The sequence below is a fragment of the Methylobacterium litchii genome (assembly GCF_038442315.1).
Lineage (GTDB): Bacteria > Pseudomonadota > Alphaproteobacteria > Rhizobiales > Beijerinckiaceae > Methylobacterium > Methylobacterium litchii.
The window spans coordinates 1-24,693 of sequence record NZ_JBBXMY010000027.1 but is presented as its reverse complement, the minus strand read 5'-3'; the positions used below and the strand labels follow the sequence as shown (position 1 = coordinate 24,693).

The following is a 24,693-nucleotide window of genomic DNA, read 5'->3' as shown; positions in this document are numbered from 1 at the left end:
ATTGTCGGATCAGGGCCGCGACGTCAGGCGCCCGACCAGGCCGCCGGCCTCTTGTCGAGGAAGGCCCGGACGCCCTCGGCGAAATCCTGGCTGCCGTAGCAGGTTCGGATGCCGGCGCGGCCGTCGGCGTCGGGATCGAGGGCGAGCGCCGTCAGCATCTCCCGGGTGACGCGCATGGTCACCGGAGCGTGGCCGAGTAGACGTTGGCAGAGCTGCGTCACGCGCGCGTCGAGGGTCTCGGGCCTCTCGATTGCGGCGAGGTAGCCGAGCGGCTCCAGGCTCTCGGCCGTCGGCATGTCGGCCAGCAGAAGCATCCGTTTGACGGTGCTCAGGCCCAGCGTCGCCGTGAGGCGACGCAGGTTCGCGAGCGACAGGCAATTGCCGAGGGTGCGGGCGATCGGAACGCCGAACCGTGCGCCCGGCGTGGCCACCCGCAGGTCGCAGGCATTGGCGATCGCGAGTCCGCCGCCGACTGCCAGCCCCTCGATGACAGCGATTGTTGGGACGCGCACGCGTTCCAGCCCAGCGACATAGGCATCGATCCGTGCCTCGTAGGCGACCCCGTCCTCCCCGGTGAACCCCACGAACTGCTCGATGTCGGTGCCGGCAACGAAGGCCTTGCCGCCAGCCCCGCGCAGGACCGCGACGCGGATCGTCGGGTCAGCCTCGATCCGGGCGAGGCTGTCGGCCAGCTCCTCGTACATCCGCCACGTCATCGCGTTGCGGGCGGCGGGCCGGTCGAACGTCAGATGGGCAATGCCATCCTCGGCGCGGTAGCGGACCGCGCCCTCCCGCTCGGTCGCGCTCACGGTGCGAACGCGCCGCCCGCGCGCAGCGCCTCGGTATCATCGTCGTCGAGGCCGAGCTCCCGGAGCAGGCTCTCCGTATGCTCACCCAGAAGCGGGGCATGCATCCGGGTGCGCGGCGGCGTCCCTGAGAACTTCACGGGGAAGCCGATGTTGGGCACGCTGCCCTCGTTGGGATGCGGAACCTCGATCCGCATCTCACGATGGCGGCCGTGCTCGCTCTCGAACGCCTCCGGATAGGTGTTCATGCGCCCCGCCGGGATGCCGACCGCGAGCAGGTGGGTCACCCATTCCTCGGCGGTCCGTTCGGCGAAGCTCTTCTCCAATTCCTCGATCAGCACGTCGCGGTTGGCGAGTCGCGCCGGGATGTCTGCAAAGCGTGGATCGTCAACGAGGTCAGTTCGTGCCAGCACGTCGCAGAGGAGCCGCCAGAGCTTCTGGTTGGTCGCGCCCATGACGAAATAGCCGTCCGAGGCGCGCACCGCCTGGTAGGGCGCGCTCATCAAGTTCGCAGTCCCGAGTGGTTTCGGAATGCGGCCAGTGCCCCAATACTCCGAGATGTCCCAGATCGAGAACGCCAGGGCGGAGTCGAACAGCGACGCGTCGATGTACTGGCCCTCGCCGCTCGTCTGCCGGCCGATATAGGCGCTCAGGATTCCGTAGACGCAGAACAGCGCGCAGCCGATGTCGGCCACCGGCACGCCGGCCTTGACGGGAGGCCCGCCGGGATGGCCGGTCACGCTCATCACCCCCGACATCGCCTGAGCCATCAGATCGTAGCCAGGGCGCATCGCCCAGGGACCGGACTGACCGAAACCCGAGATGCTGGCATAGATCAGGCGCGGATTGTGCTCGCGGAGCACCTCGTAGCCGAGCCCGAGCTTCTTCATCACGCCCGGCCGGTAATTCTCGACCAAGATATCGGCGGTGGTCACGAGCTTTATGAACAGCGCGCGGCCAGCCTCGCTCTTCAGGTTGAGCGCGATGCTGCGCTTGTTCCGGTTCATGTTGAGGAAGCCCATGCTGTCGGGCCCCTTCATCTTGAACCCCATGGCGCCGCGGGTTTGGTCGCCCGTGCCCGGCGGCTCAACCTTGATGACGTCGGCGCCAAGATCCGCCAGCAGCATGCTGCAGAACGGCCCCGCCATCACCTGCGTGACGTCGAGAACCCGTAGGCCCGCCAGCGGCAGCGGGCGGGTGGGCGCCATGGCAACCGCATCCTCCGGCGCCTGAGCCGAGCGATCGTCGGGACGGCCGATATCATCCATTCGGGCTCTCCTCCCACGACGCATCCTGGGCGTCGCCTTGTGCATTCTGCATGCATAATTCGATTTCTGAGGCATGCAACGCATTTCCGGCCACCACGCATAAAAATGCATTTTGCGTGCAAAATACATCTTGCGGAGCCTAGTTTCGGCGCGCAGTCTGAGCCGAGACACGCAGCGACATGCGATGGGTGCGGAGCCAACCGCGCCCTTGGGAGGAACAGCCGATGAGCCTGGGATCCGGCGGCGTCACGCATGCCCTACGCCGTACGTTCACGACGACGCGAGGGCGCGTCTTCGCGCTGCTCTGCCTTGTCTACTTCATCACGTACGTCGATCGGGTGAACCTCTCGACGTTGGCGCCGCTGATGGCGACAGACCTTCACCTGAACAACGTCGAGCTGGGCTTTGCCCTGTCCTCGTTCGGCTACACCTACGCGCTGTTCCAAATCCTCGGCGGAATGACCGCCGATCGCCTCGGCGCGCGTCGGACCCTGGTCCTGTGCGGGATTGTGTGGACGGTTGGAACACTTCTGACCGGGTTCGTCGGCGGCCTCGTCACCCTCGTCCTCGCCCGACTGCTTCTGGGCATAGGCGAGGGCGCGACCTTCCCTGCCGCGACCACCGCGATGACACGCTGGGTTCCGCAGGCCGAGCGCGGCTACGCACAAGGTGTCGCCCACTCCTGTTCGCGGCTGGCCAACACCGTAACGCCGCCCTTGGTCGTCCTGATGGCGACCTATCTCGGCTGGCGCGGCACCTTCATGGCGCTCGCGGCGGTGAGCCTGTCCTGGATTATCGTTTGGGGCCTGTACTTTCGGGATGAGCCGAGCGCCCATCCGGGTTGCACGCCGCAGGAGCTGGCGGAGTTGCCGGCGCCGCGCAAGTCGGCTGGCGGCTCATCGGAGCCGACCCCTTGGATGGCGCTCCTGCGCGGTATGCTGCCGACTACGCTGGTGTACTTCTGCTATAACTGGACCTTGTGGCTCTACGTGACCTGGCTGCCGAGCTACTTCGTCAAGGCGCAGGGCCTCAACATCAAGGAATCGGCGTTCTTCGCCTTCGGTGTGTTCGGTGCCGGTGTCGTCGGCGACGCCTTGGGGGGCATCTGGGCCGACCGCATCTATCGCCGGACCAACGATCTCGCGCGGGCGCGTCGCACGGTCATCGTCGTGAGCCTGCTCGGCTCGATGGTTTGCCTACTCCCCGTGCTCTTCGTTCACGAACTCGCGGTCGTTGCGATCTGTCTGAGCGGCGCGTTCTTCTTCCTCGAACTGACGGTTGGCCCGATCTGGGCAATCCCGATGGACGTGGCGCCGAAGCATGCCGGCACCGCCAGCGGCATCATGAACACCGGCTCGGCGATCGCCGGCATCGTCTCGCCGCTGGCCTTCGGCGTGATCGCCCAGCTCTCGGGAAGCTATGCCCTGCCATTCGTCGGCTCGATCGCCCTGCTGCTCGTCGGTGCGGTGTTGGCTTGGCGGGGTCTGCCGCGCGGCGAGGTGACAGGGGTCGCGGCGGCACCCGGTCCGTCGCCCACGGCGGTTCCGGGAAACGCGGTCTAGCGCGATATAGCCACGGAACGATGTTGCCGGGCCCTCAGGTTCGATATGAAACGGCAGGACAGAGAGACCTCCTGACGATCGCGATGACGCAGCCGACGACCCTCATCCGGACAAACCTCCACGATATGCTCGTCGCCGGCATTCGCGAAATGGTGATCACTGGCGTGCTGCGCCCCGGCGACAAAATCTCGGAGCAAGCGCTTTGCCAGCGATACGGCGTGTCACGGACGCCGTTGCGCGAAGCACTGAAGGTGCTCGCCTCGGAAGGCATGCTCGAGCTGCTGCCCCGGCGCGGCGCCATCGTGGCGAATGTCAGCCCGGAGGAGATCAACGAGCTGTTCCCCGTGATGGCGGCCCTTGAGGCGCTCGCGGGCGAATTGGTATGCAAGCACGCGAGCGATGAAGACTTGGCGCGCTTGGGCACCATCCACGAGCATATGATGCAAGCTCACGCCGCTGGGGACGAGCCGACATATCTTCAGGCGAACCGCAGCTTCCACGAGACCCTCGTGTCCGCGGCCGGAAACGCCACGCTGACTGCAAGCTACATGCAGATCCTGATGCGGACCCGGGCGTTTCGTTTCGTGGCTCGCAAGAGCCCGGAGAACTGGCAGGCTGCGGTGCGGGATCACCACGCGATCATGGACGCTCTGAAGGTGCGCAACGCCGCCCGCTTATCCCGTCTTCTCCGACGGCACGTGATGGGTGTGACGGTCAAGATCGCGCGGGATGCCATCACCGCAGCCGCCGACGAGAACGCCTCCATCGATGACGGTGCGTTGCCGAAATCAGCCTGACAGCCGACCGTACTCGGTCTTGAGTCACCCGTCTGCTTGCGAGCGGTATCACGGGACAAACGGACGGGTCCCGACCCAGCGCAGGTTTCGACGGAAGTGGAGGCAAGACAAACACGATGGCAGAAGGGCCGATCGCGATCGCGATGAGCGAGTGTGACGGCCCAAGCCGCCGGTGATCACCAGCGTTCCCGCTGCGAGCGACATGGAAGGGCTAATCCCGGCCGCCCGACCCAGGCGAGAATCGCGATGCCGGCCGAACGGAAGGCCCGGGACGAGGCGCGGCAAGACAGTCGGCAATCATCGCATACCGGCGGCCTCGATCCAGAGTCCGGAGCCGGCCGGCAGACCACGGCGCCGCACCCGGATCCAAAGGCCCTGCTCATACAGTTGCCCTAGCGGCGACGGCTGAAATGGCCTCGTCCATCGAGCACGACAGCGAAGCTGTGGCGACCGTTCCGTCATCTTCGCCATCCACAACCGCGAACAGCCGGCTCCAACAGCTAGAGGTCCATGCCCCATGGCCCATACGCTCGCCCCGCTTCGTTTCGACCCTGCCTACGAAACCATCGCCGAGGACGAGGCGGAGACGCAGCGTGGCCTCACCGAGACGATGCTCGCAATCCAGCGAAAAACCCATGCCGATACCGGCCACGCCTACCGCTCCGTGCATGCCAAGGCGCACGGCTACCTGCTGGCGCGCTTCGAGGTCCTACCGGGGCTCCCGCCGCAGCTCGCGCAGGGGCTGTTCGCGACGCCGAGCGGCTATGATGCGATCCTCCGCTTCAGTACGACACCGGGCGACATCCTGGACGACAAGGTGTCCACCCCGCGCGGGGTCGCGCTCAAGGTGTTGAATGTACCCGGCACACGGTTGCCCGGAAGCGAGGACGAAACCACGCAGAACTATGTGTTCGGCAACTCCCCCTCGTTCCAGATCGGTGACGCCCGAGGGTTCCTGCGTCAACTACGGCCGCTGGCCGCCACCACGGGTCGCGCCGAGCCCGTCAAGATCGGACTCTCGGCCGTGTCGCGCGCGGCCGAGGCGGCACTGGAGAAGGTCGGGCTGAAGTCGGCCACGCTGACGACCCTGGCGGGGCAGGCCGAGACGCATCTGCTCGGCGACAGTTTCTATTCGCAGGCCGCGCTTCTCCACGGCGAGTACTTTGCCAAGCTGGCGATCTCGCCCGTCTCGCCCGAACTCGTCGCCCTCTCGGAGCAGGCCATCGACCTCGCCGGCCGACCCGACGGCATCCGCGAGTCCGTCGCGGCCCACTTCCGGGATCACCCGGCCGTCTGGGAGTTGCGGGTCCAACTGGCGACGAATCTGGACTCCATGCCGATCGAGGACGCCGCCGCGATGTGGCCGGAGGACGAGAGCCCCTATCGCCCGGTCGCGCGCATCACCGCGCTCCCGCAGGAGACATGGTCCGACGCTCTGCGCCAACAGGTGGAGGACCGCTTGGCCTTCAACCCCTGGACGGGCTTGGCCGCCCACCGGCCCCTCGGCTCGATCATGCGAGCCCGCCGCCCCGCCTACGCCGCCGCCCGTGCCTACCGTGCCGAGAACAACGCCGTGACGATCGAAGAGCCGACGCGCCTCCCGGCGGGATAGGCCCCCAATCGGAGCTGCGAGACGGCTCGGCGTGGCGGGGATGCCGAGGGGAACCGGGACCCCGCACCGAGATTGACGCTATCGCACGGCCAAGCCTCCGCCCGTCCAAGGGGATCGGCGTGGCCCTCGATGTCCCTCGCACCTGAAACCCGGTTCGGACGCCTGTGGGCATCTCCGGACATTCGACCGGAGCCTCGCGCATGGAACCCGGACTGACGACGGCCGTGCTGTGCGTCGTGGGCGGTGGGATCGCCGCCCAGGTTCTCGCCGCGCGTCTGCGCATCCCCGCCATCGTGCTCCTTCTCGGGTTCGGATTCCTGGTCGGGCCCATCCTCGGCCTGTTGCACCCGACCCGGGACTTCGGGGAAAACCTCCGGCCGCTGATCGGGCTCGCGGTAGCCATCGTGGTGTTCGAGGGCGGCCTTGCCCTGGATTTCCGCGAACTCCGGGCATCCGGCGAGGGGGTGTTACGGCTCACCGCCTTCGCCCTCCCCGTGAACTTCGTCCTCGGCACGGTCGCGGCCCATCTGGTCGGCGGGATGATGTGGGGGCCTGCGGCGGTGTTCGGGGCCATCCTCGTCGTGACGGGCCCGACGGTGATCCTGCCGCTGCTGCGTCACGCGCGCCTGGAGCGGCGCTCGGCGGCCTTCCTCAAGTGGGAGGCCATCATCAACGATCCGGTCGGGGCGATCCTCACGGCGGTCGTGATCGAGATCCTGGTCGGCGTGCCTCACCAGGCCGGGGAGAACCCTGTCGTCGCACTCACTCTCCATCTCGCCGAGGGTGTGATGGTGGCCGTCGCCCTCGGCGTTGGCTCGGCCTTCCTCGTAGCCTGGGCGTTCCGGCGTGACCTCGTGTCCGAGACCCTGAAGACCCCGGTGCTGCTCGCACTGGCGCTTATCGCCTACGTCGTCCCGAACCTGTTCATGCACGAGGCGGGACTGATCGGCGCCACGGTGTTCGGCATCGCCCTCGCCAACCGGCATCTGCCGGGCATCGCGGAGCTGCGCCGGTTCAAGGAAGCCCTCGTCGTCCTGCTCGTGTCCTGCCTCTTCGTAGCGCTGACGGCCGACCTCGACCTCGGGGTCCTCGGCAAGTTGTCCCTGCCCATCATCGGCTTGACCGCCGCCATCGTGTTCCTCGTCCGGCCGGTCGCCACCTGGCTGGCGACACTGAACAGCGACCTATCGCGGCGGGAGCGCATCTTCGTCGGCTGGATCGGGCCCCGCGGCATCGTCGCGGCGGCCGTCGCGGGCGTGGCCGGCCCCCGTCTCACCGAAGCGGGATATCCCGGCGGTGATCTCATCCAGCCGACCGTGTTCGCAGTCATCGTCGCGACGGTGATCCTGCACGGCTTCTCCCTGGGGCCGCTCTCCCGCCGCTTGGGCCTTTCCGCTGCGGCCGAGAGCCAGCGGCTCGCCGTCGTCGGCGCCTGCCCCTGGGCGACCGCCATGGTCGTCGCACTCCACCGTGCGGGCGTGCCGGTCATTCTCATCGACACCTATCCCGGTGCCTTGCACGCGGCGCAGGAGACCGGTGTCCCGACGCTGCAGGCCGAACTCCTGTCCCGCCATGCCGAGGAAGGCCTCGCCGACCATCCGCCGGACCATCTGCTCGCAGCGACCCGCGACGAACTCTACAACGCCCTAGTTTGCGCAAGGCTGGCCCCCGAGATCGGCCGCGAACGCGTGTACCAACTCGCCCCCTCGGCCGACCATCTCCTGCACGAGGATACGGGCGTGAGCCGGGACGCCCGTGGAAAGGTACTGGGTGCTGGTAGGACCGACTTCGACACCCTCGCGGAGCACCATGATGCTGGCTGGCAGTTCGAAGTCGTTACGGCGCAATCGGCTTCAAAATCGGATGCGATACGCTTGCTGATCATCAAGCCGGATGGCGCGGTCGAATTCATCTCCGTCGATCACGAGGAAGCTACCATCGAGGCGGGCGATCGCCTGCTGACGTACGCCAGACCCAACCATTCGCGTCACGAGTCCGCCGCGATGCACGCCCTAGCCACTGCATGACGGCCGGCCCTCTAAGATGCTGCGGGATTGGTGGAGCAGGCCGGAGCTTGCTCCGGCGCACAAGGTACAGGTTCCGAAGGTGAATCCCCCGGCGATCGGTCAAGCCGCCCGTACGACGGTGGGTGAACCCTGAGACGGCGAGGAGTCGGTTGCAACCCTCAGGCAGGCATCCACCGCGTCGCGCAGCGACGAGACGTAGGCGTCCGCGCCGACCTCCCGACCGAGCGCCGCGTCGGTGAGCACCTTCTCGCCGACCGGCCATAGCCCCACCAAGATGGGAATCCCCGGGGCGCGCCGCTTCAACCGCTCCAGCAGGTAGCGGAGGTGCGAGGGATTCCCGGTGATGTCGAGGTACGAGATACACACCATCGCCACGCCGGAGAAATCGAGCTCGCGGATGCCCTCGCGCGAGGCGGACTGGTATGGGGTCACCTGCGCGCCGAGCCCGTGCTTGCGCAGCAACTGCGCCAGCATCGCCGAGGACGCTTCGTCGAGGGGCCCGCGACCGGCCAGACACAGCACCGGTGCCTCGCCCCGCCATGCCTCCGGAAGGGCATCCCGGGGCGGTGCCTGGGCCGGCACCGCCTCGGTTTTCGGGTGCGCGCGTTCGGCCAGCGTTGGGGTGTCGGATGGGTTCACCGCCTTGTCATCGACGGCCGGCTCGACATCGTCGTGGCCCTCGAAGTCCTCCACCAGGGAACGGGCCGAGGCGCGGATGTTCTCTAGCTGAGCGGGGGTGACGACCCCGCGGGCGTGGTCGTTGGCGGCGAGCTGCAGTCCCTTGAGCGCCACCTCGTCGTAGTAAGACGACAAGGAGCGGTCCTTCAACATACCCTCGGCGACCTCTCGGACCTCGTCCGGGTCGCCGGCGAGCATGCGCTGATAGAAGTTCTCCACCGGGGTCAGCGGCGGGCGATCACCGAGCAGCACGTCGAAGAATTCCAGGCTGTCCACGTGCCGACCGAGCACGACCAGGCAGACGGTGAACGGGGTCGCCAGGATCAGGCCGATGGGCCCCCACAGGAAGCCCCAGAACAGCGTCGAGACGATCACCGCGAAAGGTGAAAGCCCGGTGGAGTGGCCGTAGAGCAGCGGCTCAACCACCTGCCCGAAGACCGGTTCGGCGATCAGGAACAGGGCGGCGGTCGCGATCACCATCGACCAGCCCGGATCGACCGCAGCGGCTAGCGCCACCGGGAACACGCCCGAGACGATAGCGCCGATGTACGGGATGAAACGCATGATCGCCGACAAGACGCCCCAGAGCAGCGGGTTTGGCACGTCGATGAACCACAGGCCGACGCCGACGATGACGCCGAAGGCGGCATTCATGCCGAGCTGTGCCAAGAAGTAGGTGCCGAGCCGACCTGCGGCGTCGTCCATGGCCACCGTCGTGCGGTGCAAGTCGCTCGACCCGAACAGACGGATCATGCGGTTGCGCAGGTCTTCCCGCTGCAGCAACAGGAACACGACAACGACGAGTACGATGCCTACGTCGGTCAGCGGCGAGACGACCGGGCCGAGGACCTTCTCAGCCAGCGCGAAAGGCGAGGGCTCGGGCTCCTGCACCCGCACGAGTTGCGCCTTCGGCGTGTCGCCCGCCGGTCCGGTCTCGGCCGTGGTGCCGGCGGCGTCTGCCTTCTGCGTGACGTCATGGACCTGATGGTTGAACTTCTGGAGAAGCTTGTTCGCCTCGCCGAACCAGCCCTGTTGCAGGCCGGCGAACTTCTTCTGTACGGTCGTTTGGTACTGAGACAGGTTGCCGGCGAGCCCCGCAACCTGGGTTCCGATTACCGCCCCGATGCCGCCGAGAACTCCCAGCGCCAGCAGAACGGCGACGATGACAGACGGCACGCGCCCGAGCTTGATCCGGCGCAGCAGGTTGACCACGGGCGCCAGCACGAAGCTGAGCAGGATGGCCAGAACGAGAGGGACGAACACCTCGCGGCCGAAGTACAGTGCGGCTACCAGCACGACGCCGACGGCGAGTGTCAGAAGTCCGCGCAGGCCCGGCACGAGCGGCGGAGGCACCTGGGCGGGCGGCTTCAAGGCGTCCGGCACAGCGGTTGGCATACGCAAACTCCCCGCTGCCTGACACCGACAGCTTCCCCATAACGTCGTTACCCTCGTTTCGTCTCCCGTACTGTCCGGCCGGATGTGCGATGGATCTCGGATCGATGCATAGCCCGCAACACAGAAGAGAACTTTCGACTGGCATCTTCCTCGCCAATCATCTGTCGATGGTAGGGGGCGTTTGGCGCGGGCGGTCGGCAAGGTCCGCTTCAGGGTTATCGCGTCCGCCCCCTGATTGACCGAGATGGGCGCAAAGCAGCCAGCCAAACTTTGCCGTTATCTGACTGCTTTGCGCCCATCTCGGCTATTCGTCGGCCATTACCGGCATCTTAATAGCGGACATTGCCATGAACTGAATCAGGGATCCCACTAGTGCCACGCCCGAAATTTCGGTTTTGGCAGAATAAAGATCCGCCCTGGCCGCAAGGAATTAACTTCTTCCTGTCCGAAAGAGCAGCAGCAACGTCGCTCAAAACAACTTTACCGGAGCCGGAGCCTACCTCCAGGCAATCCTGACGGAGCCGCACTATTACTGTGTTGTAAACGGCCGAAGATTATAGCCCTGCGGTCTCGTTCGCTCGATCGCCGCAGCCGCCCGCACCACGTCGAACTCGCCGAGGCTGGAGCCAACGATCTGGATGCCGACGGGCATCCCGTCCGAGGCAATCCCTGCACAAACTGAGGCTGCGGGCTGGCCTGTGAGGTTGAAGGGATAAGTGTAGAAGGCCCAGGAGACGAGACTGCGGTCATTCAGTCCTTCGGGAATGTTCCGGCCCGCGTCCAGGGACGAGATAGGCAAGGTCGGCGATAGAAGAACGTCGTAGTCGCCGAAGAAGCTGACCATCCGATCTCGCAGCACATAGCGCGCGAAGACGGTTTCGTAATAGCTGCGCATCTCCTGTGCGAGCGCGGCGTCGAGCACGTCGGCCACTGCCGGGTCCAGGAGATCGCGGCGGGATTCGAGGACCCCGCGCAGCCGTGTGCCGATGCCGGCGTAGAACTCGGCGGTCCAGAGATCGGCCGGGTCGGAATCGAAGACGGCTTCGACCTCATCCACGATCGCGCCCTGATCCGCCAGCGCCCTCGCCGCGGCACCTGCGATGGCGGCGACTTCGGGGTTTGGCCGCGCGTAGCCAAGGGTCGCACTCCAGGCGACCCGTAGACCGGCCACAGAAGCCTTCGCCGCGCCCAGAAGGTCGGGCACGGACCCGGCCACCGCGAACGGATCGCGTGGGTCGTGACCGGCAACCGCACTCGTCAGCAGGGCGGCATCGGCCACGTTGCGCGCGAGAGAGCCGACATGGGCCAGGGTCGGCGTCGCAGAGGTCGGCCAGACCGGCACGCGTCCGAACTGCGCCTTGAGCCCGACGAGGCCGGTGAGCGCGGCCGGGATGCGCAGGGAGCCGCCGCCGTCGGTGCCCAGCGCGAAGGGCGTGATTCCGGCCGCCACCGATGCGGCCGCTCCGGCGCTCGATCCACCTGGCGTCTTCGTCAGGTCCCAGGGATGCCTGGTTATGCCGGTGAGCGGCGAGTCGCCCACGGGCTTGGCTCCGAATTCGCTCGTCGTGGTCTTGCCGATGATGATCGCGCCTGCCGCGCGCAGTCTTTCGACGGAGGGCGCATCGACCGCGGCGATGTTCCCCGCCATGGCACGCGAGCCGGAGGCGTACGGTGCGTTCGCGACGGCGATCAGGTCCTTCACCGAGATTGGAAGACCGTGGAGGAGCCCGAGCGGGGCGCCGCGCATCACCGCCTCTTCGGCGCGCTTGGCCGCGGCACGCGCCTCTTCCGGCATCAGGTGGCAGAAGGCATTCAGCGTGCCTTGGCTGTCCTCGGCCCGCGTGAGGGCCCGCTCCGTGAGCTCCACCGGCGACACCGCGCGGGTCGCGATCAGGCGCCTCAGCTCAAGCGCCGTCATGAAGTCGAGGTCGTTCGTCATCGCTCCGCACTCCGCAGTCGAGGTGCGGCGCCCCTCCGGGCGCCGCAGGCGCGTCAGTCGTTGACGATGGCGAAGGCACGGACCGGCGAGCCGGAGCCACCCTTGAACTTCAGCGGGACGCCGAAGAACTGCACCTCACCCTTCCCCAAAAGCTCTTCCAGGTTCACCAGCCACTCCCAATGGCTCATGCCGAGATCCCGGCAGAGGCGGTGCTGGGCGAAGATGTTGTCGCTCGGCGTGTCGGTCGAGGGACCTTCGACGCCCTGCATCTTCGAGCCGCGCTCGTACAGCCACTTCGTCGCTTCGGCTGTGAGCAGCGGGTTTTTCCACACCGAGTCGAGGCTCGGATAGTTGCGGGCGTGGAATCCGGTGCAGAGCAGGACGATGTGACCGTCGACCTTCACGCCGCTCTTGGCCTCTGCCGCCTCCATGTCGGCGACGGTGATGTCACCGAGGTCTGGGATATGGCGCAGGTCGAAGCAGACGGCCTTGCCCATGAACATCTCCAGCGGCATCTCGTCGACGGGCTGGCCGTTCGGGTTCACGTGCAGGAACGCGTCCACGTGGGTGCCGACGTGATCGAGCATCGCGATGAAGTTGGTCTGGAAGGTCATCGCGTCGCCGGGGACGCCGAGTCCGAGGGCTGCCGAGCTCTCGTGGCTGAGATGAGTGGTGAGCACCGGCCGCTGGAAGAGCTTGTGGGCCGGCATGTTGTCTTCAATCAGGAGGCTCAGATCGACGACGCGCTGGGGCATGGCGGGTCCTTACAGGTCATGGGGGATCGTTCGCGGAATCGACGGATGCCGCGTCGGATCGGGTTTCCGGAGATGCCGCTCTCAGGCGGCTTTCTTCTTGCCGAGAAAGGTCTCCATGACCTCCGGATCGCGGGCGAGAAGCCCGCTCGGGCCGTCCCGCACCACGCGCCCCTGCGCCACCACGTAGGCATGGTCGGCGATGGCGAGCGCGTAGGATGCGAGCTGCTCGACGAGAAGAATGGTGAGGCCCTGGCGGTTGAGGTCGCGCAGGACGCCGATCAGTTGTTCGACGACCCGCGGCGCGAGGCCGAGCGAAAGTTCGTCGATGACGAGGAGGTCGGGCTCGGTCATCAGGCCGCGGGCGATGGCGAGCATCTGCTGCTCGCCGCCCGACATGCTGCCGGCGGGCTGACGCAACCGCTCGCGCAGACGTGGAAAGAGGGCCAACGCTCGCTCGAGAGTCTGCTTCGCCTGCGCGGTCCTGAGGCCGCCGTGGGTGTAGGCGCCGAGGATCAGGTTGTCTTCGACCGTCTGGTCCGGGAAGATCAGGCGTCCCTCGGGAACCATGGCGAGGCCGCGCGCGACCTTGGCATGAGCGGGTAGCCGCGTGACCTCCTTGCCCTTGAACAGGACGCGACCGCCACTCGGGCGCACGAGCCCGGTGAGGCCGCGCATGAGCGAGGTCTTCCCAGCCCCGTTGTTGCCGATAACGGCGACCAGCTGGCCGCGCCGTACGGTCAGGCTTGCACTGCGGAGGGCTGTTGCCGCGCCGTAGCGGACTTCCAGGTTCTCGACCACGAGCAAGGGCTCATCGACCATCAGGCTGCCTCCTCGTCGAGGATGGCGGACGGGCCGCCGAAATAGGCTTCGATCACCCGCGGATCGGACTGCACCGCCTCCGGACGGTCGCTCGCGATGATCTGTCCGTAGTCGAGGACCGTCACGGTGTCGGCGACCGCCATGATGAGGTCGACATGATGCTCGATGAGAAGCACCGAGACGCCGAGACCCGCGATCTTCCGGATCATACCTTCCAGCTCGTCGATCTCCTGGGTGGTCAGGCCGGCGGCGGGTTCGTCGAGGAGCAGCAGGCGCGGCCGCGTGGCGAGAGCCCGGGCGATCTCCAGGCGGCGCTGGTGGCCGAAGGGCAGGAAGCGCGCCTGCTCGTTGGCCGCCTCGCTCAAGCCCACGAAGTCGAGCAGGCCGATCGCGGCCGCGAGGCAGGCGGCCTCCTCGCGGCGGAAGCGGGGCGTACGCAGGATCGCGCCCGGGAGGCCGTAGCCGTGATGGCTGAAGCCGCCCACCAAGACGTTCTCCAGCACCGTCATCTGCCCGAAGAGCTCGGTGTTCTGGAACGTGCGGGCGAGACCGAGGCGAGCGATGCCGTGGACCTTGTGGCCGGCGAGATCGGTGCCGTCGAGGCGCACGCCTCCCTCGCTCGGCCGGTAGAAGCCCGAGATCGTGTTGACGAAGGTCGACTTGCCGGCCCCGTTCGGACCGATCAGGGCGTGGATCTCGCCCGGGGCGACCCGGATGCTCGCGGCGCTCAGCGCCGTGAGGCCGCCGAAGCGAACGGTGAGGCCGGCGGTCTCGAGGCTCGCGGGCTCGCGGCCCGCCAGGGTCTCGGCGGCGGGGATCCCCTCGGCCGGATCGACGCCGCGCGGGTCAGGGCGCAGGCGGGCGTAGAGTTGGCCCAGCGTGCCGAGGATGCCGCCCGGCAGGCCGAACATCACCGCGAGGAGCAGGGCGCCATAGGCGAACTTCTGCCACTCGGCGAAGCGCTGCAGCACCTCCGGCAGGTAGGTGAGGATGAAGGCCCCGAGCACCGGCCCGAAGGTCGAGGCCGCTCCCCCCAGGATCACCATCAGCAGGAAGCGGACGGAATCCGAGAAGGTGAAGATGTCGGGCGAAATGTAGGCGTTGAGGAAGGCGTAGAAGCTACCGGCGATCCCCGCCGTGACCGCCGCGACCGCGAAGGCGAGCGTGCGGATCCCCGTTGCACCGATGCCGAGGCTGCGTGCAGCCGTCTCGCTCTGGGCGACCGCCAGCATGGCGCGGCCGTAGCCCGAGTGCTTCAGGTTGTGCGTCGCCAGCGTGGCGAGGAAGAGCGTGACCGCGAGCACCGCGTAGAAGGCGTAGCCGGAGAGCGGATACCCGAAGAGGTTCGGGCCCGGGATGCCCGTGAGCCCCGTGGTCCCGCCGGTGAGGCTCTGCCACTCGATGGCGACGTTCTCGACGATGAGGCCGAAGGCGATCGTCACCACCGCGAGATAGACGCCCCGCACCCGCACGCTCGGATAGGCGAGCGCCGCGCCGAAGAGGCCTGCGACCAGAGCGGCGCCGATGCTCGCGACGACGAGGTCGAGGCCGAACCGGATCGCCAGGATCGCGCCGGTATAGGCGCCGAGCGCGAACAGACCCGCCTGGCCCAGAGAGACGAGGCCGGTGAGGCCGACGAGGACGTTCAGGCCGACCGCGATCACGCCGTAGATCAGGAACAGCATGAACAGGCGCAGTTCGTACTCGTTGCCGGAGGTGAGCGGGACGGCGACGAGGATGGCCGCGAGCAGCGCGAAGCCGAGCGTGTGGAGGGTCTTCATACCTTGAAGATCTCCCGGCGGCCGAACAGGCCCTGAGGGAAGGCGAGGAGCACGAGGATCATCGCGCTGAAGCCGACGATCTCGCGCGCCGCAGTCGAGATGTAGCCCTCGACAAACTTCTCCATGACGCCAAAGGCGAGGCCAGCCAGCACGACGCCGGGTCCGCTGGTGATGCCGCCGATGATGGCGACCGCGAAGCCCTTGAGCCCAAGCAGGACTCCCATGCTGGCAGAAGCCTGGATCACGGGTGCGACGAGCACGCCCGCGCCCGCACCCAACAGGGCGGCGAGACCGAAGGTGAACATCACGATCCGATCGACGTCGATGCCCATCAGGGCCGCCGCCTGTCGGTTGTGGGCCACCGCCTGCATTGCGCGCCCGACGAGGGTGTGCCGCTGCATGACGTGGAGCGCAATCATCGCCAGCACTGCGACTGCCGGGATGACGAGTTCCTGCGGATAGACGCCCGCGCCGAAGATCGAGATCGCCCTGGCGACCCCGGGCGAAGGCAGCGGGCGGGAGAAACCGCCGAACTGCATGGTGGCAAGCGACTCCGCCATGATGCCGACCGCGATCGTGGTCAGCATCCAGCCGATCGAGGCGTTCGCGCCGATGAAGGGCCGCACCGCGAAACGCTCCAGCACGACGCCGAACAGCGCCCCGGCCAGGATTGCCAGCAGGCAGGCGAGCGGCAGCGGCAGGCCGGCATCGACGCCCATCACCGCGAGCACGGCGCCGATCATCAGGGTGTCGCCGTGGGCGAAGTTCACGGCCTTCGCGGCCGACCACATGATGTGGAAGCCGAGCGCGACCAGGGCATAGATGCCTCCGATCGCGAGGCCCGAAAGGATGTATTGCAGGGCGGTCGTCATGGCTGCCGCGGTTGCTCCCGATGCGAGGCGGACGGGTCGTTCAGCGGAATCGGGGCGGTCCGGCTCGGTGAGGGGGGATCCGGACGAACCGCCCCGGCCCTTCCCGCTGTGGAAGGAACGAAAGGCGCGCGCGCCTTCAGTTCGTCTTGCCGTACGGGGTCTGCGCGATCGGCAGGAGCTTGCCGTCGGACCAGACGGTCAGCTTGTAGTAGCCCGGCAGGATCGCGTCCTGGCGCTCGGGGTCGGAGGCGTCGAAGGCCGGGTCATACTTGGCGACGAGGCCGTCGTACTTGACCTGGTAGAGCGCCTCGCGGACCTTCTTCCAGTCGTAGGCACCGGCTTTCTCGATCGCCTGCGCCACGATGTGGACGGCATCGTAGGCGTTGGCGACGCCAGAGCCCATCTTGATCTGCGACGGGTCCTTCAATCCGTACTTGGCTTGGATCTTCTGCCAGAGCGCCTGGCCCTTCGGGTCGAGGTCGCCCATGAAGCTGTAGGTCTGCACGACCTCGACGCCGTTGGCGAGCGGGCCGGCGAGTTCTCCGAGATTGCCGGCGATGCCCCAGGCACCGATGATGGTGGGCTTGTAGCCGACCTTGTCCATCGAACGGACGAGCTGGTTGCCTTCGCGGTCGAGAGCCCAGAACAGCGCCACGTCGGCACCGGAATCCCGAGCCCGGATCGCCTGGGCGGTCATGTCCTGGTCGTTCCAATTGAAGGTTTCGGTCGCGACCAGCTCCTTGCCGGCCTTGGCTATCGCGGCCTTGACGTCCGGAACGGCACCGTTACCCCAGCCTGTGTTCTCGTAGAAGAATGCGATCTTGCCGGTCTTCGAGACCTTCGCGGCCTGTTCGACCAGGAACCGAGCGACCCATTTGTCCTTGGCCGAGACCCGGAACATGTAGTTCGGGTTGCGTCCGTTCTCGATCGCTTGCGTGTTCGCGGCGAGCACGCCGACGAAGGGGATACCGATGGCGTGCACCGGTTCCACTTGAGCCACGGAAACGGTCGAGTGATATCCGCCCAGGATGACCACGCACTTGTCGGCCAGCGCGATGCGCCGGGTATTGTCGACGCCGCGCGGCGGCGCTCCGGCGTCGTCGTACTGAACGAAGCGCAACGGTTTGCCGAGCACGCCGCCCTTGGCGTTTATCTCCTCGATGGCGATTTCCGCGCCCATCTTGATCGCCTGCCCGCCGAACGCCGCCGGCCCCGTGATCGCCGCGGAGTTGCCGATGCAGGGCTCCTGCTGCGCTAGTGCCGTGCCGGGAACCGCTAGAGTCAAGGACGCAGCCACAGAGAGGCCGCGCAAATACTTGTGCGCATCCATGAGAGGTCTCCAATTTTCTGATGGCGGCGCCGGTTGCTGCCCGCTGCTCGTTCAGCCGACGCGAAGCTACGCAACGAATACAGACGACATCAAAGACCAATTTCCGATATGAGCTATTGGCAAAACCTATCAGTGCAGATCATAGGCGATCGAGTTTTTGCTGCAATTCATATAACTAGCTGAGCTTATTAGTTTTATTTCGATGCGGTGCACATAGCTTGCGCAGATTGCTCGGCATCAGAGCAGTTTGACATCGTGGTGGAGCTTCGCGGATCCTTGATACGAGTCTTCACCAGGATCGCCATGGATCTTCGCCAGCTTCGCTATTTCGCGCAGATCGCCGAGAGCGGGAACGTGTCGCGCGCCGCCGAGGTGCTGCGAATCGCCCAGCCCTCGCTCAGCCAGCAGCTGCGCAACCTTGAAGACGAGCTGGGCGTCGAGCTGCTGTTCCGCCACGCGCGTGGGGTGACGCCGACCGAGCTCGGACTGAAGTTCTACGACCATGCGCGACGCATCCTGCAGGAGGTCGAGCGGGCGAAGGAGGTCGTGCGCTCCCAGGCGACGAGCCCGAGCGGGCGCATCTCGGTCGGGTTGCCGACCTCGGCCTGCCGGGGCCTGTCACTGCCGCTGTACCAGGCGATCTCCGAGGCACTGCCGAACATCAGCCTGCACATCGTCGAAGCGATGAGCGGCACGCTCGATGAGTGGATCCAGTCGGGGCGCCTCGACGTCGCCCTGCTCTACGACCACAAGGCCTTCGAGCACGTGGCCTGGACCGAGATGATGGTCGAAGAGCTCATGTTCATCGTGCCGGCGGCTCATCCGCTCGCCGCCCGCCGCGAGATTTCGTTCCGGCAGGTCTTCGACCAAGCGCTCCCGGTTGTACTTCCGGGCCGACCGAACGTGCTGCGCACCGTGATCGAACAGCTCGCGGCTCGCCACGATGTCACACCGACGGCAACGGACTGCGAGAGCCTGCCCGCGATCGCGGAGCTCGTGCGCGCTCAGGCCTTCGCGACCGTCATGCCGCATTTCGCATTGGCTGCGGAAATCGAGAGCGGCGAGATGGTCGCGATACCGATCGCCGATCCAACGCCATCCTGGAGGCTCTCGGTGGTGGTCTCCCAACGAACCCTGAATGCACGCGGCAGCGAGGCCGTTGCCGAAGTCTTGGCGGGCGTAATCGGAAATCTCGTCGAGCGCTCCGTCTGGCGCGCCCGCCTCAAGCCGTCGGAGCGTCCGGCCCCTTTGCGCGCTCGCGCCTGAATGGCGTCGTCTGCTTCAGCCAACCGTTGCGAACCGTAAGAATGACTTGGAACGTAGCGAGCCTGAGCTTGGCTTGCCATTCAGCCAGTCATCCGAAGCTCCGCTGCGACACATTCCGCAATTATGCATATACGTTTGAGCCGTTGACTGGTCAGGATCATTTCGAAGCCTTCAGCTGAGCCGCGCCGGACGTCCGCTTATGATAATCCGAGGCTCGAAGCGGACAGGCTGCAATCGGCCAACTTCAGTCTCGGCGGTGAGCGCATCTGGATGACTCAAGTGTTTTAATTTTTTGCCAGTCCGCTTTTTGGCGGCAAGACGTAAAATCGGACGTCGACTTCGCTTCCGCTTACGGTCCGCCCCAAGGCTTGGCTGATCCGACTCATTCAGACATGCAGGATCTGGCTACGGACGTTCGCGCATTCATCGCAGGAGAAAACGCCTCTCATCCCGCATGTCCGAGGCGATTTTAGAACTTGCGCAGGATAGGGCTAGGCTCAGGTGTCTCACCTTTATCCTGGTAGATTGGTACCGTTACGCGCAACCAGCCGCGGGTCTCAAGTCCAGCGTAGTTGCGCTGAACGACGTCCCGCGTAACGTAAGCTTGGAGATTGACCGGACCGAAGTTGTATCCCACGAGTCCGCCCACTGCGAACTGGCCTTGCCGAGCATAGGACGAATTGTTTGTTGGAAGGTCGGTCGATCCGAAGGCTACCGGCCCGATTTCCCACTTGCCATAATGCTTGGTGGCCGTGAGATCGAGATTAAGGAAGTCGGGGTAAAAGGTGCCGCTGGCAGTCCGCGTATCGAAGAAGGTACCGTAGAGAAAGTTGCCGGTGATATTCCAGCCATCGCCGTTGTAGGTGATGGCAAGGCGCTGATGCAAAACTGGATTTTGAATGACAATTTTAGTTTTGCTCGGAAGGTACGCGCCGAGCAGGTAACTAAAGTTGAGATTGTTGCCGAGCTTCCAGGCTACTTGTGCAGCGAGAAGTGTCTGGCCGAAACCGCTCTGGTACGCCGCACCACGCGTACTGGAAGCCGTGATCGGTTGCAGCACGACGAGTTGTAACCGACCGCCGACTACCTCAGCCGGTGTCGCCCAAATGAAGGACGGCAGGTTGATGTTTGAGTCGGTGCTGCGGGGCGTGATATCACGGGAACCGAAACTCGACGTATCAATGAAGTAGAGCCCAATCGGCAACGGAGCGCCGGTCGGTATACCGACAGTCTGTCCAGGCTGCGCCGCTGAACCGGCCCGCGCCGGGATGCCTGATAGCCCATAGGTAAGCGTGGCAGCGCCGATAGCAGCAATGTGGGTCGCTTGGATAAGCCTAGCTGTCGTCATGCCGTAATCCAAACTTTTCCGTCGTCGGATCGGCCTTTATTGCATGCCGGTACGGACTAAGCGGCCTTCCTGTGCGTGTGGCGCAGAGTTGCGACACGAACGTAGCCTTTGGGCAACAGCCGTCGCATCGAAGGCTCGCTTCCTCGGATGCTCCCAACCGTACCCACAGTGAAGCCTAATGCGTAGCGGGTGTTTGATTTGAAGCGCAAGGCGGAGGTCCATTCACCACCCCTCGCCAAGATTGCCGGACGGCCCACCAATGACCGCTCATGGGAAGTGCCAACGACCGCTCAGATGACTGGGTTGGGTCTAAACCAGATGCAAAAGGCGGTTCGCTGAGGACACATCCATAGCGAACCGATAGCGCCGGTTTTTGGCCGCATACCCAAATTGGACCCTTTTTTTATCACGCCGCTTTGCTTCGCGTTGCGAGCGCCGTCATCGCCTGCTCCAGCTTGGTGGCTTGGCTTGCCAGATCGCGAGCTACTTCCTGAAGTTCGCTGGCGGCGCTACCAGCCGTCTGGGCGGTCGCACTAACCCCGGTGATGCTACCGGCGACCTGCTGCGTTCCGGACGCCGCCCGGCTCACGTTGCCCGCGATCTCATGCGTTGCGGCACGCTGCTGGTCGACAGCTGCGGCCATCGTAGCGGCGACTTGGTCCATCTCGGCGATCATCACGGCGATGCGCTCGATCGCTGTAACCGCCGAACTGGTGGCGCCCTGCATCGCTGCAACTTGGGCCGAGATCTCCTCGGTTGCCTTAGCGGTTTGACCAGCCAAATCTTTGACCTCAGCGGCCACCACCGCGAAGCCGCGGCCCGCCTCGCCGGCACGCGCAGCTTCGATGGTGGCATTGAGCGCCAACAGGTTGGTCTGGGAGGCAATCGAAGAGATGAGCGAGACGACGTCGCTGATCTTGGTGGCAGAGCCCGAAAGGCTCTGAACCGTCGTGTCGGTCTGGTGGGCGGCCAAGTTGGCGGACTGCGCAATCTCTGCGGCTCGCGTAACCTGCAGCGAAACCTCGCTCAGGGACGCCGACAATTCCTCTGCCGCCGCCGCGACCCCATCCACGTTCTGCGAGGCTTCCTGAGACGCGCCCATGACGGTCTGCGCCAATTCGGCGGTGTGCGTCGTCGCCTTCGCCGTCGTGGCGGCACGTTCGCTCACCCTATCGGCACCCTGCGCCACACTCGCCACTATATCCAGAACCTGCTGCTGGAACCCTTCGAGTTGCGTCGCGGCCTCGCTACGGCGCTCGTCCTCGACACGAGCATATGTCTCCAGTAGCAGCTCCAGATCGAACCACGCCAACCGGCTGATCACGCTGCTGAGGGCGCGATGCTCACGCAGCTGCTTCATCCGGCCAGGCGACCCAAATCTGTCGTCGATGGGGGCGGCGAGGCCGAGTTCGGCGACAAGGCCACGTGATACTACCGAGTGACAGATGACGACAGCGTAGGCCGGAACGTTGTGACGGCTGAACGCTCTAGCCAAGCGTTCCACGGAGGCATCGAACTCTGGTCCGATCTCGCCCGTCGCGACGAGCGTCCAATGGGCGAGTCGCGCCTCGTGGACCTCCGATACCTTCAGCGCCTTATCGATCTCGGGCCAAGTCGCGAACGTGTCACCCAGCCGCGCGAGCAGCGTGGGCATCATCTGTTTGACGTCGCTCGCGTAAGCTCGCAACGCGATGACATCGTCCGCCGTGACGCCAAAAACACCAAGGCTCTTCTTGTGCTTGGTGTTCGTGGGCATGACGGTCTCACAATAGGGTAGCAAATTCTCCCGACCGTATGCGTCGCTTCCGAAAGCCCGGTTAATGGGGTCGTGCCGATAAGGAAAAGTGATCGGCGCGTCTCAAGCTGCACAGCGTCGCAGTGTCTCACTCGCTAATCGTCGAACTGTTAGCGCGGCCGGAAGGGGGCCAATTGTCTACGCCGCGGGCCGTACCGCCGCCGGCAATACCGCATCCGCTCCGACCTGCAGCTTATCGGCTGCCATCGGGCGCGCGAACAGAAAGCCCTGCAACTCCTGCACGCCCAGCTCCAGCAGCTTGTCACGTTGCGCGATCGTTTCCACGCCTTCGGCTAACGAGCGCGCCCCGATATTGCGGCAGAGTTCGACCATCGTCTTGACGATGCTTTCGCTGCAACGATCGCAGCCAAGCCGCTGGACAAAGCTGCGGTCGATCTTGACCAAGTTCGGTTCGAGGCGATGCACATAGCTCAAACTCGAATAGCCGATACCAAAGTCATCGATAGCGAGGCTGGTGCCTGCCGCACGAATTAGCGCGACGCTGGCGCTGATTGTTTCCAGGTCGCCGAACGCGGTCTCCGTAAGTTCGAATGTGACCCTGGAAGGCGATACTGCTGAGGCTGACAGAATCTGCAGGATACGAAGCATCTGCGCGCTGTCCGCGATATCCCGGGCCGACAGGTTGATCTTGATCCGGACGGATGACGGCCAAGTGCGGGCCTGATCGAGAGCCTTGGCGACGACGATGCGGGTCAGAGCCTGGACACGCTCGCACTGCTCGGCGATCGGTACGAACTCGGCCGGCATGACATCGCCCAAGATCGGGCTATGCCAGCGGGCCAGTGCCTCGTAACCGATTGGCTTGTTCGACACAGCATCGACGATTGGCTGATAGACGAGGTGGATCTCCTCGCCGAGGTCGGCGGCCCGCAGCGCCTGCTCCACGGCCGCGCGACGGCGGATGTTCAGTTCATGGCTCGGGGCGAAGACCTCATATCGCCCCTTACCACTCCGCTTGACGTGCGCCAGCGCGTAATCCGCGCGCTCGATCGGATTGCAATTCGTCGTGCAGGCAATCGCCTGATCGACTTCGCTGATGCCGACCGAGATACCGACCGCTACCATCCCGTAAGCATAGGGAATGGGCGCGCCGCACGCCGAGATAATGTTTTCTGCAAGCGTCGTCAGCATCTTGAGATCGCGCAACGGATGCAGGACACAGAATTCGTCACCGCCTACGCGGGCAACACAAAAGGCTTCGGGGAGGGCAGACGTTATTCGAAGAGCGATCTCGGCGAGCACGATATCGCCCGCTGGGTGTCCATGCACGTCGTTGACCTGCTTAAACCCGTCGAGATCCATGGAGAATAAGGCAAAGTGATCTCCCCTAGCCATCATCTCCTCATAAGCCGCGAAAAATTGCCGTCTGTTGCTGAGGCCGGTGAGAGAATCAGTGTTGGCCAGCTGTTCCTGTTGGACGCCGATCGCTTGCAGTTCGCTTCTAGATCGCACGAGCGTCGCGAAATCATGGGAAGCGACGAATAGGACGTAAAGCATCGCGGCGGCGACCAAAGTGAGATTGATCGCTACTGCCCGCTCGACGAGTGAACCGTGGATCATCAGAAAGCCGCTGAACGGCAGGATCACCATGACCGTGATCACAAGTGCAGAAAGCCTGACATGCATGAGCAAAGAAATGCAGCAAATGACGGTCAAGCCGACGTAGAGGACTACATATCCACGTCTGGTAATACCGGCCGTCACCGAGCCAGCATCGTGATGTGCGCCGTACAAAAAACAGGACCAGCTCAGCATCGAGAGGGCGAGAACGATACCTAAGATAGTCGTCTGTCCAAGCATACGGCGCGCTTGCGTTGCGCAAACTGCGCCCTGACGCACTCGATACCATTGGATACCGCGAGCGAGCATAAATGCCACGACTGCGCCCGGGGTGTAAACTGAGAGATTAGGAGATACGATGCTGTAGTGGACGGCCGCCACTGCAACAGTATTCAACGAGAGAACCGCATACAGGATCGGTACACGACGGCGAAACGCTTCGACTTGCGCGATCACGACTTCGTCACAGGGATCGAGAGACAGCAGTCGATGTAACATTGAGCAGCTGTGGTCCTAGTTCTTAGCCGATGCAATGTTCGCAATCTGATAGTGCACTCTTAACAAATTCTATCTATTGCCACGGAGAAGGACGCACTGCCCTTTGTCGGTCTCGAACGGGTTCTCCGGTCAGGATTCGGAACAGATGTCGGCAGTCAGCTGGTAGTTCATGAGCCGTAAACTAGAACGGGCAGGTTCAGCCCCGAGTTGGTAGCCAATGCGGAGCGGCAAGCCCAAGCGCGCCGGGAGCGGCGACAAGCCGCTACCGAAGCCGCCGCGAGGAGACTGGAAGGCCAAGCCGGCTTGCCTGAGATCACCGATATGGGCGCACAGGCTAATGACGGCTTTCGGACGGCAACCCAAAGACGGCTTGCCACCCGTAACCGAAGTTGCCGCAGGGCTGACGAACGACCGCTTTCGGGAAGCGCCGATGGCGTCTTAGAGGCTCTAACAAAACCGGGTTTGGCGCGTTGAGTGAAGATGGCGAGACCGCTCCTTCCCGATGGCCTGTGGGCCGAGATCGCACCGCTGCTGCCGCCTGAACGGGCCAAGCCGAAGGGCGGT

General features: G+C 65.1%; 17 protein-coding genes and 1 pseudogene. 6 read left to right on the top strand and 12 right to left on the bottom strand.

Features of this window, described 5'->3' with window-relative positions:
- Window positions 1-23 precede the first annotated feature (23 nt).
- Together AAHF99_RS25770 and AAHF99_RS25765 are read right to left on the bottom strand one after the other, a co-directional pair.
- Window positions 24-809 carry an enoyl-CoA hydratase gene (locus AAHF99_RS25770; RefSeq protein ID WP_342167200.1) on the bottom strand — a complete coding sequence of 262 codons (786 nt, stop codon included), beginning with the start codon at window positions 807-809 and terminating at the stop codon, window positions 24-26.
- A complete protein-coding gene (locus AAHF99_RS25765; RefSeq protein ID WP_342167212.1) occupies window positions 806-2,014 on the bottom strand; it encodes a CaiB/BaiF CoA transferase family protein in 1,209 nt (402 codons plus the stop codon). The genes AAHF99_RS25770 and AAHF99_RS25765 overlap by 4 nt, the downstream gene beginning before the upstream one ends.
- Window positions 2,015-2,298: 284 nt before the next feature.
- Here AAHF99_RS25765 and AAHF99_RS25760 point away from each other — a divergent pair, with 284 nt between their 5' ends.
- The 4 genes from AAHF99_RS25760 (at window position 2,299) to AAHF99_RS25745 (ending at window position 8,072) form a co-directional block, all read left to right on the top strand.
- Entirely contained in the window at window positions 2,299-3,636 is a 1,338-nt protein-coding gene (locus tag AAHF99_RS25760; RefSeq protein ID WP_342167199.1) for an MFS transporter, read from the top strand.
- Between the two features lie 83 nt (window positions 3,637-3,719).
- Window positions 3,720-4,433, top strand: coding sequence for a GntR family transcriptional regulator (locus AAHF99_RS25755; RefSeq protein WP_342167198.1), 714 nt, complete (start codon window positions 3,720-3,722; stop codon window positions 4,431-4,433).
- Window positions 4,434-4,950: 517 nt separating this feature from the next.
- The gene (locus tag AAHF99_RS25750; protein WP_342167197.1) at window positions 4,951-6,045 is read left to right on the top strand and encodes a catalase family protein; all 1,095 of its coding nucleotides are present in this window, start codon (window positions 4,951-4,953) and stop codon (window positions 6,043-6,045) included.
- 200 nt (window positions 6,046-6,245) lie between these two features.
- Window positions 6,246-8,072 carry a cation:proton antiporter gene (locus AAHF99_RS25745; protein WP_342167196.1) on the top strand — a complete coding sequence of 609 codons (1,827 nt, stop codon included), beginning with the start codon at window positions 6,246-6,248 and terminating at the stop codon, window positions 8,070-8,072.
- A gap of 99 nt (window positions 8,073-8,171) precedes the next feature.
- Here the strand turns inward: AAHF99_RS25745 and AAHF99_RS25740 are convergent, their stop codons facing one another.
- The 7 genes from AAHF99_RS25740 to AAHF99_RS25710 form a co-directional block, all read right to left on the bottom strand.
- The gene (locus AAHF99_RS25740) at window positions 8,172-10,145 is read right to left on the bottom strand and encodes an AI-2E family transporter (RefSeq protein ID WP_342167195.1); all 1,974 of its coding nucleotides are present in this window, start codon (window positions 10,143-10,145) and stop codon (window positions 8,172-8,174) included.
- Between the two features lie 529 nt (window positions 10,146-10,674).
- On the bottom strand, window positions 10,675-12,084 hold the full coding sequence (locus tag AAHF99_RS25735) for an amidase family protein (RefSeq protein WP_342167194.1): 1,410 nt from the start codon (window positions 12,082-12,084) through the stop codon (window positions 10,675-10,677).
- 53 nt (window positions 12,085-12,137) lie between these two features.
- Entirely contained in the window at window positions 12,138-12,839 is a 702-nt protein-coding gene (locus AAHF99_RS25730) for a cyclase family protein (RefSeq protein ID WP_342167193.1), read from the bottom strand.
- 81 nt (window positions 12,840-12,920) lie between these two features.
- On the bottom strand, window positions 12,921-13,658 hold the full coding sequence (locus AAHF99_RS25725; RefSeq protein ID WP_342167192.1) for an ABC transporter ATP-binding protein: 738 nt from the start codon (window positions 13,656-13,658) through the stop codon (window positions 12,921-12,923).
- The gene (locus AAHF99_RS25720) at window positions 13,658-15,439 is read right to left on the bottom strand and encodes a branched-chain amino acid ABC transporter ATP-binding protein/permease (RefSeq protein ID WP_342167191.1); all 1,782 of its coding nucleotides are present in this window, start codon (window positions 15,437-15,439) and stop codon (window positions 13,658-13,660) included. Before AAHF99_RS25720 ends, AAHF99_RS25725 begins: the two co-directional genes overlap by 1 nt.
- A complete protein-coding gene (locus AAHF99_RS25715; protein ID WP_342167190.1) occupies window positions 15,436-16,311 on the bottom strand; it encodes a branched-chain amino acid ABC transporter permease in 876 nt (291 codons plus the stop codon). Before AAHF99_RS25715 ends, AAHF99_RS25720 begins: the two co-directional genes overlap by 4 nt.
- Window positions 16,312-16,447: 136 nt before the next feature.
- Window positions 16,448-17,641: an ABC transporter substrate-binding protein gene (locus AAHF99_RS25710; RefSeq protein ID WP_342167189.1), complete on the bottom strand. Its 1,194-nt coding sequence runs from the start codon at window positions 17,639-17,641 to the stop codon at window positions 16,448-16,450.
- A 303-nt stretch (window positions 17,642-17,944) separates the two neighbouring features.
- On the opposite strand from AAHF99_RS25710, the gene AAHF99_RS25705 reads away from it, so the two are divergent.
- Window positions 17,945-18,907, top strand: coding sequence for a LysR family transcriptional regulator (locus AAHF99_RS25705; protein ID WP_342167188.1), 963 nt, complete (start codon window positions 17,945-17,947; stop codon window positions 18,905-18,907).
- Window positions 18,908-19,376: 469 nt separating this feature from the next.
- Here AAHF99_RS25705 and AAHF99_RS25700 read toward each other — a convergent pair whose 3' ends face one another.
- From AAHF99_RS25700 to AAHF99_RS25690, 3 genes are all read right to left on the bottom strand, one after another.
- Complete coding sequence (locus tag AAHF99_RS25700; RefSeq protein ID WP_342167187.1) at window positions 19,377-20,255, bottom strand: transporter; 879 nt, start codon at window positions 20,253-20,255, stop codon at window positions 19,377-19,379.
- 406 nt (window positions 20,256-20,661) lie between these two features.
- Window positions 20,662-22,011, bottom strand: coding sequence for a globin-coupled sensor protein (locus AAHF99_RS25695; protein WP_342167186.1), 1,350 nt, complete (start codon window positions 22,009-22,011; stop codon window positions 20,662-20,664).
- Window positions 22,012-22,188: 177 nt separating this feature from the next.
- Complete coding sequence (locus tag AAHF99_RS25690; protein ID WP_342167185.1) at window positions 22,189-24,087, bottom strand: putative bifunctional diguanylate cyclase/phosphodiesterase; 1,899 nt, start codon at window positions 24,085-24,087, stop codon at window positions 22,189-22,191.
- A 522-nt stretch (window positions 24,088-24,609) separates the two neighbouring features.
- On the opposite strand from AAHF99_RS25690, the pseudogene AAHF99_RS25685 reads away from it, so the two are divergent.
- Window positions 24,610-24,693, top strand: a pseudogene (locus AAHF99_RS25685) (IS5/IS1182 family transposase); the annotation flags it as partial.

What these genes read in the sequence shown, in the direction of transcription:
- AAHF99_RS25765 (WP_342167212.1), bottom strand. Translation starts at nt 2,014, where the DNA reads ATGGCGCCCACCCGCCCGCTGCCGCTGGCGGGCCTACGGGTTCTCGAC.
- AAHF99_RS25760 (WP_342167199.1), top strand. Translation starts at nt 2,299, where the DNA reads ATGAGCCTGGGATCCGGCGGCGTCACGCATGCCCTACGCCGTACGTTC.
- AAHF99_RS25755 (WP_342167198.1), top strand. Translation starts at nt 3,720, where the DNA reads ATGACGCAGCCGACGACCCTCATCCGGACAAACCTCCACGATATGCTC.
- AAHF99_RS25750 (WP_342167197.1), top strand. Translation starts at nt 4,951, where the DNA reads ATGGCCCATACGCTCGCCCCGCTTCGTTTCGACCCTGCCTACGAAACC.
- AAHF99_RS25745 (WP_342167196.1), top strand. Translation starts at nt 6,246, where the DNA reads ATGGAACCCGGACTGACGACGGCCGTGCTGTGCGTCGTGGGCGGTGGG.
- AAHF99_RS25740 (WP_342167195.1), bottom strand. Translation starts at nt 10,145, where the DNA reads ATGCCAACCGCTGTGCCGGACGCCTTGAAGCCGCCCGCCCAGGTGCCT.
- AAHF99_RS25735 (WP_342167194.1), bottom strand. Translation starts at nt 12,084, where the DNA reads ATGACGAACGACCTCGACTTCATGACGGCGCTTGAGCTGAGGCGCCTG.
- AAHF99_RS25730 (WP_342167193.1), bottom strand. Translation starts at nt 12,839, where the DNA reads ATGCCCCAGCGCGTCGTCGATCTGAGCCTCCTGATTGAAGACAACATG.
- AAHF99_RS25725 (WP_342167192.1), bottom strand. Translation starts at nt 13,658, where the DNA reads ATGGTCGATGAGCCCTTGCTCGTGGTCGAGAACCTGGAAGTCCGCTAC.
- AAHF99_RS25720 (WP_342167191.1), bottom strand. Translation starts at nt 15,439, where the DNA reads ATGAAGACCCTCCACACGCTCGGCTTCGCGCTGCTCGCGGCCATCCTC.
- AAHF99_RS25715 (WP_342167190.1), bottom strand. Translation starts at nt 16,311, where the DNA reads ATGACGACCGCCCTGCAATACATCCTTTCGGGCCTCGCGATCGGAGGC.
- AAHF99_RS25710 (WP_342167189.1), bottom strand. Translation starts at nt 17,641, where the DNA reads ATGGATGCGCACAAGTATTTGCGCGGCCTCTCTGTGGCTGCGTCCTTG.
- AAHF99_RS25705 (WP_342167188.1), top strand. Translation starts at nt 17,945, where the DNA reads ATGGATCTTCGCCAGCTTCGCTATTTCGCGCAGATCGCCGAGAGCGGG.
- AAHF99_RS25700 (WP_342167187.1), bottom strand. Translation starts at nt 20,255, where the DNA reads ATGACGACAGCTAGGCTTATCCAAGCGACCCACATTGCTGCTATCGGC.
- AAHF99_RS25695 (WP_342167186.1), bottom strand. Translation starts at nt 22,011, where the DNA reads ATGCCCACGAACACCAAGCACAAGAAGAGCCTTGGTGTTTTTGGCGTC.